Source organism: Auraticoccus monumenti (assembly GCF_900101785.1).
GTDB classification, from domain to species: domain Bacteria; phylum Actinomycetota; class Actinomycetes; order Propionibacteriales; family Propionibacteriaceae; genus Auraticoccus; species Auraticoccus monumenti.
Map to the genome: position 1 here is coordinate 2,871,783 of NZ_LT629688.1, position 16,031 is coordinate 2,887,813.

The following is a 16,031-nucleotide window of genomic DNA, read 5'->3' on the forward strand; positions in this document are numbered from 1 at the left end:
GGTCAGTCACCGACACCGCGGGCGTGCAGCGCGTCGCCGGTGGCGCGGGCGCGGGCGACCACGCGGAGGACCAGGGGGGTGAGCCGGGCCCGGGGATCGTGCTGCAGGCCGCGGGCGACCGCGGCGTCGCGGGTCTCGTCGGCCAGCTCCACGGTGCCGGGCACCGCCCGGATGACCAGGGTGAAGGCCAGCGCAACCGTCTCGGGGTCCACGCCGAGGCGGCGGAAGGGGCGGAGCGCCCACGTCACGGTCTCCATCACCACGTCGACCGGGGTGGTCACGGTGAGGACGGTGGCCAGCAGCACGCAGGCCACCAGCTCGCTGCAGGACTCCACCGCCCGGGCCGGGTCCTGCTGCCAGGCCAGCCACAGCCCGAGCAGCAGCACCGTGACCAGCAGCCCGCGGAGCGAGCGGAGCAGGGTCCGCAACCGCACCCGGGCCCAGAGCACCAGCCCGAGCGCCGCGACCACCAGCAGCACGGCCGGACCCGGACCCCGGACCAGCACCGCCGCCGTCCCCGCTGCCAGCAGACCCAGCAGCTTGGACCACGCCGGCGCCCGGTGCAGCCACGTCGTCCCGGGTCGGTAGAGACCCAGCAGCGCCCCGCTCACGCGTGCGCCCGGTAGTGCGCCACCACGTCGGCCGCCGCCCCGTCGGCCACGACGCGACCGCCGTCGACCAGCAGCGCACGGTCGCAGCGCCCGGCCAGCTCGAGGTCGTGGGTGACCAGCAGCAGCTGCTGGGGGAGCGAGAGCAGCAGGTCGCCGACCCGGCGGCTGTTGGCCAGGTCCAGCAACGTGGTGGGCTCGTCGGCCACCAGGACGGCCGGGTCGGTGGCCAGCACCCCGGCCAGGGCCAGCAGCTGGCGCTGCCCGCCGGAGAGGGTGTGCACGCTGCGGTCGGCCAGCCCGCCCAGCCCGTGACGCTCCAGCACCTCCACCGCGGCCCGACGACGGTCCTCACGGCAGGGGTGGCTGCGGCGCAGCGACAGGGCGACGTCCTCGGCGGCGGTCGGCATCACCAGCTGGGCGGCGGGGTCGGTGAACACGAACCCGACCCGGCGTCGCACCTCGCGCCCCCGTCGGGCGACGTCCAGGCCGTCCACCACCACCCGCCCGCTGCTCGGCAGCACCAGGCCGTTGACCAGCCGGGCCAGCGTCGACTTGCCCGAGCCGTTGGCCCCGACCAGCGCCACCCGCTGCTCGACCAGGGTCAGGCTCGTCTCCCGCAGCACCTCGACCTGGTGCTCGGTGCCGTCCGCGGACACCACCGGGCGCCGGACGACCACCCGGTCCAGCTCGACCCGGCTCACGCGGGCTGGGGCTCCACGACCTCGTCGGCCACCGCCGGCCGCCGGTCCAGCAGGTCGGGGAAGGCCCGGTGCACCGCGGTGGCCACCAGCGCCACGGCGACGTTCTTGAGCGTGTCGCCCAGCCAGAAGACCTTGTCGACGTCGAAGGCCTGACCCCAGGTCATGTCGGCCCGCAGCACCAGACCGGCCATGCCGAGCCCGTGCACGAACACCGCGCTGCCGACCATGGCGGCCACGAACACCCACACCGTGCCGCGGCCGAGCACCCGCCGGGGCAGCCGCTCCACCAGCAGCCCGCAGAGCCCGGCGGCCAGCGGGTAGCTGACCAGGTAGCCCGCGCTCGGACCGGCGAAGACCCCGAGACCACCCGCGCCGCCGGCGAAGACCGGCAGGCCGGCAGCCCCCACCGCCAGGTAGAGCAACGCGGCCAGCGCGCCCCGCCGGGCCCCGAGCACCGCGCCGCAGAGCAGCACCGCGAAGGTCTGCAGGGTGATCGGCACCGGCCCGGCCAGCCGGATCGAGGGCAGCACCGCGCAGACGGCGATGACCGCGGCGAAGGCGGCGACCAGGGCCAGGTCGGTGCCGGAGGAGCGTCGGCGGGAGTGGGACGAGGTCATCGGGGCCTGTCTGTCGGGACCAACCTGAACGGTGGTCAGGTGAACGGCGTTCAGGTTAGGCTGACGGCGTCCCGGCGGTCAACACGCACGACACGACCGGGAGGGCAGCACGATCACCAGGAGGGCAGCACGATGAGGAACCGCAGGGCCGACGTGGTCGAGCGGGCGCTGGACGTCCTCGACCGCTACGGGCTGGCCGACCTCACCGTGCGCCGGCTGGCGTCCGAGCTCGGGCTGCAGCCCAGTGCGCTCTACCACCACTTCGCGAGCAAGCAGGCGCTGCTGGCCGCCGTCGCCGAGGAGGTGCTCACCCGACGCCCGCGCCGGCCGCGCCCCGACGCCTGGGACGACCGGGTGCGGGTGGTCTGCTCCGAGCTGCGCGACGCCGTGCTGGCCTACCGCGACGGCGCGGAGCTGGTGGCCACGGTGCACGCCTTCGGGATGGGGGCCAGCGCGCCCGGGCGGGAGCTGGTCGAGGTCCTCGAGCAGGCCGGCTGCCCGACCCCGCTGGCCCGGACCGCCTCGCGGACCCTGCTGCACTTCGTCTTCGGCCACGCCGGGGACGAGCAGGCCCACCTGCAGGCCGGTAGCGCCGGCGCCATCCCCAACGACGTCCGCGAGCGGGCCGACCTGCTCGGACCCGACGACTTCGCCTCCGGTCTGGACCTGGTGGTGGCCGGCATCGCCAGCCGGCTGGGCGCCCCGGTCAGCGGCGGTCGGTGACCTCGAACCCGGCCCCGGCCAGCGCCGGCTCCAGCACGGCGGCGTCCCCGACCACCACCAACGTGCTCCGGGACAGGTCGACCAGCTCGGCGTAGGCCTCGGTGGCCGAGGTCGCGGTGACCTGTCGCAGGTCGGCCAGCAGCCGGTCGGCGTGGTCGGCCGGCAGCCCGGCCAGCAGGTGCGAGGCCACCTGGTCCACCACGCCCTCGGCGGTGGCGCTGCGCAGCGGCAGGGTGCCGCCGAGCTGCTGCACCGCGGCGGTGGTCTCCTCCTCGGTCAGCGGTGCGGCCCCGAGGTCGAGCAGGGCCCGGGTCTCGGTCAGCGTCGCCCCCACCACCTCGGTGCGGAAGGAGCCGGAGACCGCCCAGGAGCCGCCGTCGCGGTAGGGGCTGAGGCCGAGGTGGACGCCGTAGGTCCAGCCCCGCTCCTCGCGCAGCACCCGGTTCAGCCGGCTCAGGAACGAGCCGCCGACGGCGTTGGTCGCCACCAGCAGGTCCGCCCAGCGGGGGTGGCGTCGGTCCACGCCGGGACCGGCCAGCCGGATGTCGGCCTGCACCGCACCCGGGCGGTCCACCAGCAGCACCCCCGGCCCGGCCGGCACCGGGGGCGGCAGCGGCTCCCCGGGCGCCGCACCGCCCCAGTCCCCGAACAGCTCCTCGACCAGCGGCAGCGGGTCCTCCGGCAGGTCACCGGCCAGGAGCAGCGTGCTCCCCGCCGGGCGCACCTGGGTGGCGTGCCAGGCGGCGACGTCGGCGGCGGTGACCGCGGCCACGGTCTCCGGCTCCCCGCCGTTCATCCGGCTGGCCCGCGAGCCCGCGTCCCACAGCCGGCTGCGCAGCCAACGGTTCGCGCTCTGGGCGGAGTTCGCCTCCAGCTGCTCGATCTCGGCCAGCCGCAGCGCCCGGTGGCGGTCGACGTCGGCCCGGTCCAGCAGCGGCCGGCGGACGGCCTCGGCCAGCAGCGGCAGGGCCTCGGCGAAGCGGGTCACCGGCACGTCCAGCATCACCTGCTGACCGCCCAGGCCGATGTGCACGCCGAGCGCGGCGCCGACCTCCTCCAGCCGCTCGCCGTACTCCTCACCGGGGTGGTGCTGGGTGCCCTCGTCCAGGGTGCGGGCGGTCAGCGTGGCCACGCCCTCCAGGTGGCGGGGCTCGCGGCTGAGCGGCAGGTCCAGCACCAGGGTGGCGGCCACCACGTGCTGGCCGGGCAGCCGGTACCAGGCCACGTCCATCCCGTTGGCCAGCCGGGTCCCGGTGGCTGGCACCGGGAACGTCCAGTGCGGCGGCGGAGCGACCGCGGGCGGGGTGGGGGCGTGGGCTGACGGCGACGCGTCGGGTCCGAGGTGGGTGCGCATCAGGCCTCCTGGCGGTGGACGAGGGTGCCGCAGGAGGCCGGGTCGAGCCACTCCCGGGCGGCGTCGCGGACCTGCTCGGGGGTGATCGAGCGGACCTGGGCGATCCGGGCGTCGACCTGGGCGGGGTCGCCGAGCAGCGTGGCCGCCCGGCCCAGCTGGTCGGCGCGGGAGTCGATCCGCGACAGCGACTGCAGCCAGGAGCGCTCGAACTGGGCCACCACCCGGCTGAGCTCGCCCTCGGTCGGGCCGTCGGCGCGCAGCCGGTCCACCTCCTCCAGCAGGGTCGCCTCGACCGCGGCGACGTCCACCCCGTCGCGGGCCCGGGCGCTGACGAAGGCGAAGGAGTTGCCCCCGACCAGGCCCAGGCTGGACGCCCCGGCCGCCTCCGCGGACTCGTCGGCGCGCACCAGCCGGCGGTGCAGCCGGGCGGACAGCCCGTCGCCGAGGACGCCGAGCCCCAGGTCGGCGGCGTCGAAAGCACGTTGGTCGAGGGCGGGCAGCCGCCAGGTCAGGTGCACCGCGTCGGCGGGCACCGCCGCCGTCACCTCGTCCCGGGGGGACCCGGTGATCGGGGGCAGCGGTGCGGGCGAGGCGTGCGGTGGGCGCGCGGTGGCCGGCAGGGCGTCGAACTCGGCCCGGACGGCGTCCAGGGCGGCCTCGGGGGTGACGTCGCCGACGACGGTCAGGACCGCGTTGGAGGGCAGGTAGTGGGTGCGGAAGAAGTCCTGGACGTCGCTCAGCGAGGCGGCGTCGAGGTCGTCCATGGACCCGATGGTGGTGTGGCCGTAGGGGTGGTCGGCGGGGAAGGTCAGCTCGACCAGCCGCTGCAGCACGTCGCCGTAGGGCACGTTGTCGTAGCGCTGCCGCTTCTCCTCCTTCACCACCTCCCGCTGGTTGTCCAGGCTGGCCTGGGTGAGGGCGTCCAGCAGCCCGCCCAGCCGGTCGGCCTCCAGCCACAGCGCGAGGTCGAGGGCCCCGAGCGGGACGGTCTGGAAGTAGTTCGTCCGGTCGAAGGAGGTGGTGGCGTTCGCCGTCCCGCCGCACGCCTGGACCAGGGCGATGTGCTGGCTCCGCCCCACGTGGGTGGACCCCTGGAACATCACGTGCTCGAACAGGTGGGCGAACCCGCTGCGCCCAGGCGACTCGTGCCGGGACCCCACGTCGTACCAGAGGTTCACGGTGACCGACGGGACGGCGTGGTCGGGGCTGACCACCACCCGCAGCCCGTTGTCGAGCGTGGCGGTGGAGATCGGCAGCGGCGGTGGGGTGCCGACGTCGGGACGGGCCTCGGGCATGCCCCACACCCAAGCACAGGGCCGGAAAAAACCCGCACCGGGGAGCGATGAGTCCCTAGCCTGGGAGAGGTCTCACCGGTCGGGGCTTGAGCTCCAGCGCACCTGAGCTCCTAGCGTCAGCCGAGGACCCCACGACCTGCGGAGGAAGCATGACCGAGACGACGCCCGCTCCACGGCTGGACCTGCGCACCGGGAACGGGCGCACGTTCCTGCACCTGCTGGCCAACACCCTCGTGGTCGCGGTGATGAACTACACCCTCTGGTTCGCCCTGACCTTCTGGGTCTTCATCGAGACCCGGTCGGTGTTCGCCACCGGCATGATCGCGGGGATCTTCGTGCTCGCCACCGCCTCGACCGGGGTCTGGTTCGGCAGCCTGGTCGACCACCACCGCAAGGTCTCGATCCTGCGGGCCTCCTCGGCGGTCTCGGTGCTGTTCTACGCGGTGGCGCTGGCGATCTACCTGCTGGCCCCCGACGGCTCCTTCCGCACCCCGGCCAGCGTGTGGCTGTGGGTCTTCGTGGTGGTGGTCATGCTGGGCGTGATGGCGGGCAACCTGCGCACCATCGCCATGCCCACCCTGGTCACGCTGCTGATCCCGGAGGGGAGCCGGGACCGGGCCAACGGCCTGGTGGGCACCACCACCGGCGCCTCCTTCCTGGTGACCTCGGTGATCAGCGGGCTGCTGGTGGCCGCCGGGGGGATGTACTACGCGCTGCTGCTCGCCATCGGCCTGATCGGGCTGAGCCTGCTGCACCTGGTGCCCATCAGCGTCGAGGAGCCCGAGCTGCTGGTCACCCACGAGGGCGACGCCGGCGGGGTGGACCTGCGGGGGACGTGGCGACTGGTCCGCTCGGTCCCCGGGCTGGTGGCGCTGATCGCGTTCTCCTGCTTCAACAACTTCCTCGGCGGGGCCTTCATGGCCCTGATGGACGCCTACGGCCTGTCGCTGGTCTCGGTGCAGGTGTGGGGTCTGCTGTGGGGTGGGCTCAGCACCGGGGTGATCATCGGCGGTCTCCTGGTGGCCCGGCTCGGGCTCGGCTCCAACCCGGTGCGGGTGCTGCTGCTGGTGAACCTGACGCTGTGGACGGTGACGATGCTGTTCCCGCTGCGCTCCTCGATCGTGATGCTCTCGGTGGCCATGTTCATCTACATGCTGCTGATGCCCTTCGCCGAGTCGGCGGAGCAGACCGTGCTGCAGAAGGTGGTCCCGCTGCACCGCCAGGGCCGGGTCTTCGGGTTCGCCCAGAGCGTGGAGCAGGCCGCCTCGCCGCTGACCGCGTTCCTGATCGGCCCGATCACCCAGTTCGCGGTGATCCCGTGGCTGAGCGGGGACGGCGGCGGCGCCCGGGCCATCGGGGGCTGGTTCGGCACCGGGCCGGATCGGGGGATCGCCTTCGTGTTCGTGCTCTGCGGGGTGCTGGGCATCGTCGCGACGGTGCTGGCCTTCGCCAGCCCGTGGTACCGGAGGCTGGCCGACGCCTACTCCCGCCAGCCCGGCGGGGCGACGCCGGAGGAGGATCTCGAGGCCGTCCAGCCGCCGCCCGCGGGCACCGTCACCGGGCAGCTGCCGCCGCCGGTCTGAGCGGGACGGCACCGGGGCCGAGGGAGGCCGTCCCGGACGGGTCGCGGAGGACGCTGCCCGCGCTCCGGTCGTGCCAGGGGACACCTCGCTGCCGGGTGTCCCGCGGGCGGCGGACGCGCCAGGGCGCCGGGGGTGACCCCGGCGCCCGAGCACGGTCCCCGGTGCCGCGTCAGCCGCGGACCCGCACCCTGATCTCGGCCGAGCTGGTGCCGTGCTGGTTCTCCAGCTCCACCCGGTAGGTGTGCGTCCCGGCCGGGCGGTCGGGGAGCTCCACCACCAGCTGCTGGCGGGCCGGGGTGGCGTCCACCACGTCCACGGTCCGCAGCAGCTCCCCGTCCTCGTGCACCCGGACCACCTGGGCGTTCTGCCCCCGGGGCACGGTCACCGTCAGGGTGACGTCGTCCCCGCTGCGGGCGGTGGCCCGCACCTGCGGGGTGGCCGGGGCCGCGGTGGCCGGGCCGTCGACCCGTTCACCCGGGCCCGGGTCGGCACCGGTGTAGGCGATGCTCGGCGCCGGCGGCGGCGTCATGCCCTCCCCGAGGAAGTAGGAGGGGTGCGGCGGCTGGTTGTAGGCGGTGTTCTGCCAGGCGACGCCCATCCGGTACTGCGGGTCCGACATCAGGGTCCGCAGCCGGACGTCGGTGAGGTCGACCGTGGTCGCGATGCGGAGCGCGGTCGAGTCCTCGGTCCGGGTCACCAGCTCCTCGCGCCAGTCCCCGAGCAGGTCGGCCTGGAGGGCGGGGTTGCCCTTGGTGTCGTTGCTGCTCAGGGTGCCGTCGGCCCGGTACAGCAGCTCCTCGGTCGCCGTCTCGGGGTCCCACTTGGAGATGGTGGGCACGCCGGTGCGGCTGGCCTCGGTCCACTCGTGGTCGGTGATCTCGCGGAGGAGGTCGCCGTCCCACCAGGTGAGGAAGTTGGCGGCCGGGATGCTCTCGGAGACGAGCTCGCCGGAGGCGGACCGGAGCTGGCCCTCCGGTGAGTTCCAGGCAGCGGAGCCGCCGACGGCCCACCCCTCCGCCCCGGGGTGGGAGGGGTCGATGTCGGCCATGGCGGCCCGCCCGGTGTCGCGGGTGGCCGGGATGGACCAGAGGACCTCACCGGTCGCCGCGGCGCGGAAGGTGGCCCCGCGGCCGCCGGAGGAGGACATGCTCTCGTGCGCGGCGAAGACCTCCTGGCCCGGGCGCGAGGGGTCGAAGTCGGAGACGTGCAGGGCGTCGCCGTGACCCAGCCCGGTGTTGTACAGCACCGAGCCGTCGTCGGCGATGGTCATGGAGCCGAAGACGATCTCGTCGCGCTGGTCCCCGTCCACGTCGACCACCGCCAGCTCGTGGTTGCCCTGGCCGGTGTACTGCCGACCGGCCTGGTCGGAGTCGAAGACCCAGCGCTGCGTGAGCTCGTCGCCGTCGAAGTCCCAGGTGGCGATGACGGTGCGGGTGTAGTAGCCCCGGCTCATCACCAGGCTCGGGTGCTCGCCGTCGAGGTAGGCCACGCCGGCGAGGAAGCGGTCGACCCGGTTGCCGTAGCCGTCGCCCCAGGAGGAGACCACGCCCCGCGGTGGCAGGTAGGGCTCGGTGTCCAGCGCCGCGCCGGTGCCGCCGTCGAAGACGGTCAGGAACTCCGGGCCGGCCAGCACGTAGCCGCTGGCGTTGCGGTGGTCGGCCGAGGCGTCCCCGATCACGGTGCCGGCGCCGTCCACGGTGCCGTCGGCGGTCTTCATGCTGACCTCCGCGGTGCCGTCGCCGTCGAGGTCGACGACCTGGAACTGGGTGTAGTGGGCGCCGGCCCGGATGTTGCGGCCGAGGTCGACCCGCCACAGCCGGGTGCCGTCGAGCTCGTAGGCGTCGACGTAGACGTTGCCGGTGTAACCGGCCCGGGAGTTGTCCTGGGAGTTGGTCGGGTCCCACTTGAGCACCAGCTCGTACTGCCCGTCCCCGTCCAGGTCGCCGACGGAGGCGTCGTTGGCGCGGTAGGAGTAGGGCTGGCCGTCCTCGTTGGTGCCGTCGGCCGGCTTGTCCAGCGGGACGTCCAGGGTCTGGCTGTCCCAGACCGCGAACTCCTCGCCGGCCCAGCGCTCGATCCCGTCGACCACGGTGGACAGCCGGTAGCGGGCGCCGGGGGTGCCGCCGGCGTCCAGCAGGTTGGTAGTGGCGGTGACGGGCTGGTCGGTGACCCGGGCGCCGTCGCGGTAGACGTGGAAGCCGATGGAGTCGGGGTCCAGCCCGAGCAGCCGCCAGCCGACGAAGACACCGCCGTCGACGGACACGGCGACCGGGGACCGGTCCAGGCGCTCGGCCTGGCGGACCAGGACGCCGTCGGCGGGGGCAGGGTCGGCCTCGTCGGCGACGGCGGGCAGGACGGTCGTGGCCAGGGCGAGAGCCAGGGCGGGGACCAGGGTCGCCCGGAGCGGGCGGGGGAACGGAGCACGTGACATCGGTGTCACCCTTCACTCGGTGGGGGAGCCCGACTCTGCAGGGGGTACGCAGATCGGGGCGGCGGACCGGTGCGACCGGTCCGAGAAAGCGCTTCCTCACTATCCGTCGCCGCTCGGCATGCGTCAAGAGGGCGGTCCCGGTTCCGAAGCCCCGGACGGTGTGGCCCCGTCCAGGGTCCGCCGGCACCGGATCTCCGACGACCCACCCCGACCCCTGGACGGCTGTATGTCATCGCGGTCACCACAGGAGTGTCGCGGCGTGTCACGAGCTGGTGGGTCGACGACGTACACGTCGGCAGGGCGAACCGCCCCGCCGCCGGTGCCGGAGCGCGAGACAGGGCCGCCTGGTGCGGCGGGTCCGACGATGCTGCTGCTGGCCTCGTCCGCCTCGTCCGCCACTCCCAGCCCGTGGCTGGGTGCGCCCTGCGGACGTGTACGCCGTCAGTCCGGTACACCGCGACACGCCGTGGCGCTCCGACCGTGACCGCGATGACGTACAGCCGGGCAGGTGGTCGCGCTGCGTAGGGTGTGGGCCGGAGGTGGGGTCGATGACGCGTGGGGTGCGGGGCGCCGGCCCGACCATGCACGACGTCGCGGCGGCGGCGTCGGTGTCGCACCAGACCGTCTCCCGCGTGCTCAACGACCACCCCAGCGTCCGGCCCGAGACCCGGCAGCGGGTGCTGGCCGAGATCGAGCGGCTGGGGTACCGGCGCAACCCCGCCGCCCGGAGCCTGGTCACCCGGCGGTCCCGCGCCATCGGCGTGCTCGCCCCCGAGGTGACCCAGCACGGGGCCACGAGCAGCGTGCAGGCCGTCGAGTCCGCCGCCCGGGCCGCCGGCTACTTCACCCTCGTCACCACCGCCGCCGTCGAGCGCTCGGCGGCCCGCGCGGCGCTGGGGTTCCTGCTCGACCAGGGGGTGGAGGGCCTGGTGGTCGTCGCCCCGCACGCCGAGATCGAGGCGGCCGTCTCGGAGCTGGTGGTGCCGCTGCCCGTGGTGGCCCTGCAGTCGGCGCGTGCCGGTCGGCTGGACTGGGTCGGGGTCGACCAGGAGCTCGGGGCGCGGATGGCCACCGAGCACCTGCTCGCCCTCGGCCACACCCGCGTCGCCCACGTCTCCGGACCGGCCGGCTACTTCGAGGCCGAGGCCCGTCGCCGGGGCTGGTCCTCGGCGCTGGCGGCGGCCGGGCTGGAGCCGGCCGGGGTCGTCGAGGGCGACTGGACCGCGCGCTCGGGGGAGGCGGCGGCCGCCGCGCTGGACCCCGACGTCACGGCCGTGGTCTGCGCCAACGACCAGACCGCCATCGGGCTGGTGGCCGGGCTCCGCCGGCAGGGCCGCCGGGTGCCCACCGACCTCTCCGTGGTGGGCTTCGACGACGTGCCCGAGGCGGCCTACGTCGACCCGCCGCTGACCACGGTGCGCCAGGACTTCCGGCTGGTGGGGGAGCGCGCGCTGGCCCGCCTGCTGGCGGCGATCGACGGCGTCCAGGCCCCGGCCGAGGACGACGTGCTACGGCCCACCCTGGTGGTGCGGGAGTCCGGCGCACCTCCGCGACCGAGATGATGTTAACGTTCACCTGACCAGCAGGACGACGAGGAGGTCGCATGAGCAGCAGCAGTGGCGAGGGCACCACGGAGGCCGGCGAGAGCTACGTGGTGGGGGTCGACTTCGGCACCCTGTCCGGCCGCGCCGTGGTGGTCCGGGTCTCTGACGGCGAGGAGCTCGGCTCGGCCGTGCACGAGTACCCGCACGCGGTGATGGACCGCGAGCTGGCCCGCACCGGTGAGCGGCTGCCCCCGGAGTGGGCGCTGCAGGACCCGGCCGACTACGTCGAGGTGCTGCAGCGGGCCGTCCCCGCCGCGCTGGCCGCCGCCGGCGTCGACCCCTCCCGGGTGATCGGCATCGGCACCGACTTCACCGCCTCCACCCCGCTGCCGGTGCTCTCCGACGGCCGGGCGCTGAGCTCGCTGGAGGAGTGGGCCGACCGCCCGCACGCCTACGTCAAGCTGTGGAAGCACCACGCCGCCCAGCCGCAGGCCACCCGGATCAACGAGCTGGCCCGTGAGCGCGGTGAGTCCTGGCTGCCCCGCTACGGCGGCTTCATCTCCAGCGAGTGGGAGTTCGCCAAGGCGCTGCAGGTGCTGGAGGAGGACCCCGAGCTGTACGCCGCCACCGACCACTGGGTCGAGGCCGCGGACTGGATCATCTGGCAGCTCTGCGGGCGCTACGTCCGCAACGCCTGCACCGCCGGCTACAAGGGGATCCTGCAGGACGACGAGCTGCCCAGCCGGGAGTACCTGGCCGCGCTCAACCCCGACTTCGCCTCCTTCGCCGAGGACAAGCTGGCCCACACCATCGGCCAGCTCGGTGAGCGCGCCGGGGACCTGACCGAGGAGGCCGCGGCCTGGACCGGGCTCCCGGCGGATATCGCGGTGGCGGTCGGCAACGTGGACGCCCACGTCACCGCCCCGGCGGCCCGGGCCGTCGAGCCGGGTCAGATGCTGGCCATCATGGGCACCAGCACCTGCCACGTGATGAGCTCCGACCAGCTGGCGGAGGTCCCCGGCATGTGCGGCGTGGTGGACGGCGGCATCGTCAAGGGGCTTTGGGGTTACGAGGCCGGGCAGTCCGGTGTCGGGGACATCTTCGCCTGGTACGTCGCCCAGCAGGTGCCCGGACGCCTGGAGGCCGAGGCCGCCGAGGCCGGGCTCAGCGTGCACGAGCACCTGACCGAGCTGGCCCGCGAGCAGCCGGTCGGCGCCCACGGTCTGCTGGTGCTGGACTGGCACAACGGCAACCGCTCGGTCCTGGTCGACACCGAGCTCAGCGGCCTGGTGGTCGGGCTGACCCTGGCGACCCGCCCCGAGGACGTCTACCGGGCGCTGCTGGAGGCCACCGCCTTCGGAACCCGCCAGATCGTGGAGACCTTCCAGGACTCCGGTGTCCCGGTGGAGGAGTTCGTGGTGGCCGGCGGGCTGCTCCGCAACACCCTGATCATGCAGATCTACGCCGACGTCCTCGGCATGCCGATCTCCACCAACGACTCCACCCAGGGCCCGGCCGTGGGGGCCGGCATCCACGCCGCCGTCGCCGCCGGGGCCTACCCCGACGTGCTGGCCGCCAGCGAGCGGATGGGCCGGGTCACCCGTGCCCGCTACACCCCCGACCCCGAGCGGTCGCGGGCCTACGACGAGATGTTCGCCGACTACCGCGAGCTGCACGACCACTTCGGTCGCGGCGGCTCGGACGTGATGCGGCGGCTCAAGCGGCGTCGCAGGGAGGCGCTGACCACCCAGCCCCAGGAGGAACGGTGACCACCAGCCACGACGTCGACGCGCTCGTCGACCAGGTCCGCCAGCAGGTCTCGGACCTGCACGCCGAGCTGGTGCGCTACCAGCTGGTGATCTGGACCGGCGGCAACGTCAGCGGTCGGGTCCGCCTCGGCGGCGACCCGGCCGAGGACCTGTTCGTGATCAAGCCCAGCGGGGTCTCCTACGACGACCTGACGCCGGGGTCGATGATCCTGTGCACCCTGGACGGGGCGGTCGTGCCCGGCAGCGCCGGGTCCGAGCGGAGCCCCTCCAGCGACACCGCGGCGCACGCCTACGTCTACCGCAACATGCCCGAGGTCGGCGGGGTGGTGCACACCCACTCCACCTACGCCTGCGCCTGGGCCGCCCGCGGCGAGGCCATCCCCTGCGTGCTGACCGGCATGGCCGACGAGTTCGGCGGTGAGGTGCCGGTCGGGCCGTTCGCGGTGATCGGGGACGACTCGATCGGCCGCGGCATCGTGGAGACCCTCCGCGGGCACCGCTCCCGGGCGGTGCTGATGGCCAACCACGGCCCCTTCACGATCGGCAAGGACGCCCGCGACGCCGTCAAGGCCGCCGTGATGGTCGAGGACGTCGCCCGCAGCGTCCACATCGCCCGTCAGCTGGGCGAGCCCGTGCCCATCCCGCAGGACAAGGTCGACAGCCTGTTCGACCGCTACCAGAACGTCTACGGCCAGGCGCCCCAGGGGACGATGACCGACCCCTCCGCGTCCTGAGCCCTCCCGCACCGACCACCAGGAGCACCATGAGCCGCAGCATCGTCCCCGACCTCCGCACCCGCCAGGTGTGGTTCCTCACCGGCAGCCAGGAGCTGTACGGGGAGGAGACCCTGCGCCAGGTCGAGGCCCAGTCCCGTGAGGTCGCCGAGCAGCTGGCCGCCTCCTCCGGCGTCCCGGTCACCGTGGTGTGGAAGCCGGTCCTGGTCAGCGCGGACTCGATCCGGCGCACCATGCTGGAGGTCAACGCCGACGACGACGTGATCGGCGTGATCACCTGGATGCACACCTTCTCCCCGGCGAAGATGTGGATCACCGGGCTGGAGACGCTGACCAAGCCGCTGCTGCACCTGCACACCCAGGCCGACGTGGCGCTGCCCTGGGGTGAGATCGACTTCGACTTCATGAACCTCAACCAGGCCGCGCACGGGGACCGGGAGTTCGGCTACATCCAGACCCGGCTGTCGCTGGCCCGCACCACCGTCGTCGGGCACGTCTCCGACCCCGCGGTGACCCACCAGGTCGGCAGCTGGACCCGGGCGGCGGCCGGCCGGGCGGCCACCCGCTCGCTCAAGCTGGCCCGCTTCGGGGACAACATGCGTTTCGTCGCCGTCACCGAGGGCGACAAGACCGAGGCCGAGATCCGCTTCGGCGCCCAGGTCAACACCTGGGGCGTCAACGACCTGGCCGAGGCCGTGGCCGCCGCCACCGACGCCCAGGTGGACGCGCTCATCACCGAGTACCTCGACGCCTACGACGTCGCGGCCGAGCTGCAGCCCTCCGGTGAGCGGCACTCCTCGCTCCGCGACGGGGCGGCGATCGAGGTGGGGCTGCGCTCCTTCCTCGAGACCGGCGGCTTCGGCGCCTTCACCACCAGCTTCGAGGACCTCGGCGCGCTCAAGCAGCTCCCGGGTCTGGCCGTGCAGCGGCTGATGGCCGACGGCTACGGCTTCGGCGCCGAGGGCGACTGGAAGACCGCGCTGCTGGGCCACGCCTTCGCCGTGATGGGCGCCGGCCTCCCCGGCGGGATGAGCCTGATGGAGGACTACACCTACCACATGGTGCCCGGCGAGGAGCTGATCCTGGGCGCGCACATGCTGGAGGTCAGCCCGAGCCTGACCAGCTCCCGGCCGAGGCTGGAGGTGCACCCGCTGGGCATCGGGGACCGCGAGGACCCGGTGCGCCTGGTCTTCACCGCCGACCCGGGACCGGCCGTCGTGGTCGCCCTGGCCGACCTGCGCGACCGGTTCCGGCTCACCGCGAACGTGGTGGAGAACGTCGCGCTGCCCGAGCCGATGCCGAGGCTGCCGGTCGGCCACGCCGTCTGGAAGCCGGCCCCGGACTTCGCCACCTCCGCCGCCGCCTGGCTGGCGGCCGGTGCGGCGCACCACACCGTGATGACCACCCAGGTGGGGATGGACGTGGTGACGGCCTTCGCCCAGATGAGCGAGGTCGAGCTGGTCACCATCGACGAGGACACCACGCTCCCCGCGCTGCACCGCGAGCTGCGCTGGAACGCGGCCTACCACCGGCTGGCCCAGCGGCTCTGACCCCGCCCCGGTCGCGGCCCGTGGACGTCCGGGCCGGTAGTGTCCTGGCTCGGCGTGGACGTCGGAGGAACGAGGGCAGATGGACATCGTGGTGGCGATGAGGCCGCGGCTGGTCGAGTGGTTCTTCGACGACGAGGCGCTGGCCCGGCTCGAGGCTCTGGGACGGGTGACCCTGGTGGGGTCCTACGCGGACCTGACCTCCGGTGACGCCCCCGCGGCCCTGGCCGGCGCCGAGGTGCTCGTCACCGGGTGGGGCACCGGACCGGTCGACGAGGCCGTGCTGGACTCCGCGCCGCGGCTGGCGGCGGTAGTGCACTCGGCGGGCTCGGTGCGCCACCTCGTCACCCCCCGCTGCTGGGACCGGGGGGTGCAGGTGTCCTCCCAGGCCGCCGCCAACGCGGTACCGGTGGCGGAGTACGCCCTGGCCATGATCCTGCTGGCCGGCAAGGACGTCTTCCGCGCCCAGCGGGTCTACCGTTCCCGCCGCCACCCGGTGGACCAGCAGGAGGTCCTGGCCGGACGCGGCAACTACCGGACCCGGGTGGGGCTGGTCGGGGCGTCCAAGATCGGCACCCGGGTGGTCGAGCTGCTGCGCCCCTTCGACCTGGAGGTGGTGGTGCACGACCCCTACCTCAGCGAGGAGCGCGCCGCCGCGCTGGGGGTCCGGGCGGTCGGCCTGGACGAGCTGATGGCCACCTCCCGGGTGGTCTCGCTGCACGCCCCGATGAACGAGTCGACCCGGCACATGGTGGGCGCCGCCCAGCTGGCCCTGATGCCGGACGGGGCCACCCTGGTCAACACCGCCCGTCCGGGTCTGGTGGACGAGGCGGCGCTGCTCGCCGAGCTCGTCTCGGACCGGATCCAGGCCGTGCTGGACGTCACCACGCTCGACAGCGACCCCGACTCACCGGTCTGGGACCTGCCCAACGTGGTGCTCACCCCGCACGTGGCCGGCGCCCTGGGTGGTGAGCTCCGCCGTCTCGGTGACGGGGTGGTCACCGACGTGGAGGCGCTGGCCCGCACGGGCCGGATCCCCGCGGCCATCACCGCCGAGGCGTTCGCGCTGCTGGCCTGAGTCCGCGGCACCGCCGCCGAGCTCGTCGCCCGGCTGGCCCGGGT

Annotated in this window: 13 protein-coding genes; 7 read left to right on the forward strand and 6 right to left on the reverse strand. The window is 74.2% G+C overall.

Translation table 11 applies throughout. From position 1 onward, the window contains the following. Window positions 1–2: 2 nt before the first annotated feature. From BLT52_RS13320 to BLT52_RS13330, 3 genes are read right to left on the reverse strand one after another with little or no spacing between them, the layout of a single operon-like run. A complete protein-coding gene (locus BLT52_RS13320) occupies window positions 3–611 on the reverse strand; it encodes an energy-coupling factor transporter transmembrane component T (RefSeq protein ID WP_090594246.1) in 609 nt (202 codons plus the stop codon). Further along, the gene (locus tag BLT52_RS13325) at window positions 608–1,312 is read right to left on the reverse strand and encodes an energy-coupling factor ABC transporter ATP-binding protein (protein ID WP_090594248.1); all 705 of its coding nucleotides are present in this window, start codon (window positions 1,310–1,312) and stop codon (window positions 608–610) included. Before BLT52_RS13325 ends, BLT52_RS13320 begins: the two co-directional genes overlap by 4 nt. Further along, the gene (locus BLT52_RS13330; RefSeq protein ID WP_090594249.1) at window positions 1,309–1,929 is read right to left on the reverse strand and encodes a biotin transporter BioY; all 621 of its coding nucleotides are present in this window, start codon (window positions 1,927–1,929) and stop codon (window positions 1,309–1,311) included. Before BLT52_RS13330 ends, BLT52_RS13325 begins: the two co-directional genes overlap by 4 nt. Before the next feature lie 132 nt (window positions 1,930–2,061). Here BLT52_RS13330 and BLT52_RS13335 point away from each other — a divergent pair, with 132 nt between their 5' ends. Next, the gene (locus BLT52_RS13335; RefSeq protein WP_090594251.1) at window positions 2,062–2,652 is read left to right on the forward strand and encodes a TetR/AcrR family transcriptional regulator C-terminal domain-containing protein; all 591 of its coding nucleotides are present in this window, start codon (window positions 2,062–2,064) and stop codon (window positions 2,650–2,652) included. On the opposite strand, the gene BLT52_RS13340 is transcribed toward BLT52_RS13335, so the two are convergent. Then, entirely contained in the window at window positions 2,636–4,006 is a 1,371-nt protein-coding gene (locus tag BLT52_RS13340; RefSeq protein WP_090594252.1) for a M16 family metallopeptidase, read from the reverse strand. The genes BLT52_RS13335 and BLT52_RS13340 overlap by 17 nt on opposite strands. Continuing rightward, entirely contained in the window at window positions 4,006–5,301 is a 1,296-nt protein-coding gene (locus BLT52_RS13345; protein ID WP_090594254.1) for a M16 family metallopeptidase, read from the reverse strand. The genes BLT52_RS13340 and BLT52_RS13345 overlap by 1 nt, the downstream gene beginning before the upstream one ends. 149 nt (window positions 5,302–5,450) lie before the next feature. Between BLT52_RS13345 and BLT52_RS13350 the strand changes: the two genes are divergently transcribed. After that, window positions 5,451–6,884 (forward strand): MFS transporter, encoded by a 1,434-nt coding sequence (locus BLT52_RS13350; RefSeq protein ID WP_090594255.1) that lies wholly within the window; start codon window positions 5,451–5,453, stop codon window positions 6,882–6,884. A gap of 169 nt (window positions 6,885–7,053) precedes the next feature. On the opposite strand, the gene BLT52_RS13355 is transcribed toward BLT52_RS13350, so the two are convergent. Continuing rightward, window positions 7,054–9,315 (reverse strand): rhamnogalacturonan lyase, encoded by a 2,262-nt coding sequence (locus BLT52_RS13355; RefSeq protein WP_172804041.1) that lies wholly within the window; start codon window positions 9,313–9,315, stop codon window positions 7,054–7,056. A 548-nt stretch (window positions 9,316–9,863) separates the two neighbouring features. Here BLT52_RS13355 and BLT52_RS13360 point away from each other — a divergent pair. The 5 genes from BLT52_RS13360 (at window position 9,864) to BLT52_RS13380 (ending at window position 15,987) form a co-directional block, all read left to right on the forward strand. Beyond that, window positions 9,864–10,877, forward strand: coding sequence for a LacI family DNA-binding transcriptional regulator (locus BLT52_RS13360; protein WP_197679040.1), 1,014 nt, complete (start codon window positions 9,864–9,866; stop codon window positions 10,875–10,877). 41 nt (window positions 10,878–10,918) lie between these two features. Next, entirely contained in the window at window positions 10,919–12,628 is a 1,710-nt protein-coding gene (araB, locus tag BLT52_RS13365; protein ID WP_090594257.1) for a ribulokinase, read from the forward strand. Then, entirely contained in the window at window positions 12,625–13,362 is a 738-nt protein-coding gene (locus BLT52_RS13370) for an L-ribulose-5-phosphate 4-epimerase (RefSeq protein ID WP_090594258.1), read from the forward strand. The genes araB and BLT52_RS13370 overlap by 4 nt, the downstream gene beginning before the upstream one ends. Before the next feature lie 29 nt (window positions 13,363–13,391). Further along, on the forward strand, window positions 13,392–14,912 hold the full coding sequence (araA, locus tag BLT52_RS13375) for an L-arabinose isomerase (protein WP_090594260.1): 1,521 nt from the start codon (window positions 13,392–13,394) through the stop codon (window positions 14,910–14,912). Between the two features lie 79 nt (window positions 14,913–14,991). After that, window positions 14,992–15,987: a hydroxyacid dehydrogenase gene (locus tag BLT52_RS13380; RefSeq protein WP_090594261.1), complete on the forward strand. Its 996-nt coding sequence runs from the start codon at window positions 14,992–14,994 to the stop codon at window positions 15,985–15,987. Window positions 15,988–16,031: the final 44 nt, after the last annotated feature.

Bases quoted from the DNA above. Each gene is read 5' to 3' on its own strand.
- BLT52_RS13330 (WP_090594249.1), bottom strand. From the start codon at position 1,929: ATGACCTCGTCCCACTCCCGCCGACGCTCCTCCGGCACCGACCTGGCC.
- BLT52_RS13335 (WP_090594251.1), top strand. From the start codon at position 2,062: ATGAGGAACCGCAGGGCCGACGTGGTCGAGCGGGCGCTGGACGTCCTC.
- BLT52_RS13340 (WP_090594252.1), bottom strand. From the start codon at position 4,006: ATGCGCACCCACCTCGGACCCGACGCGTCGCCGTCAGCCCACGCCCCC.
- BLT52_RS13345 (WP_090594254.1), bottom strand. From the start codon at position 5,301: ATGCCCGAGGCCCGTCCCGACGTCGGCACCCCACCGCCGCTGCCGATC.
- BLT52_RS13350 (WP_090594255.1), top strand. From the start codon at position 5,451: ATGACCGAGACGACGCCCGCTCCACGGCTGGACCTGCGCACCGGGAAC.
- BLT52_RS13355 (WP_172804041.1), bottom strand. From the start codon at position 9,315: ATGTCACGTGCTCCGTTCCCCCGCCCGCTCCGGGCGACCCTGGTCCCC.
- BLT52_RS13360 (WP_197679040.1), top strand. From the start codon at position 9,864: ATGACGCGTGGGGTGCGGGGCGCCGGCCCGACCATGCACGACGTCGCG.
- araB (WP_090594257.1), top strand. From the start codon at position 10,919: ATGAGCAGCAGCAGTGGCGAGGGCACCACGGAGGCCGGCGAGAGCTAC.
- araA (WP_090594260.1), top strand. From the start codon at position 13,392: ATGAGCCGCAGCATCGTCCCCGACCTCCGCACCCGCCAGGTGTGGTTC.
- BLT52_RS13380 (WP_090594261.1), top strand. From the start codon at position 14,992: ATGGACATCGTGGTGGCGATGAGGCCGCGGCTGGTCGAGTGGTTCTTC.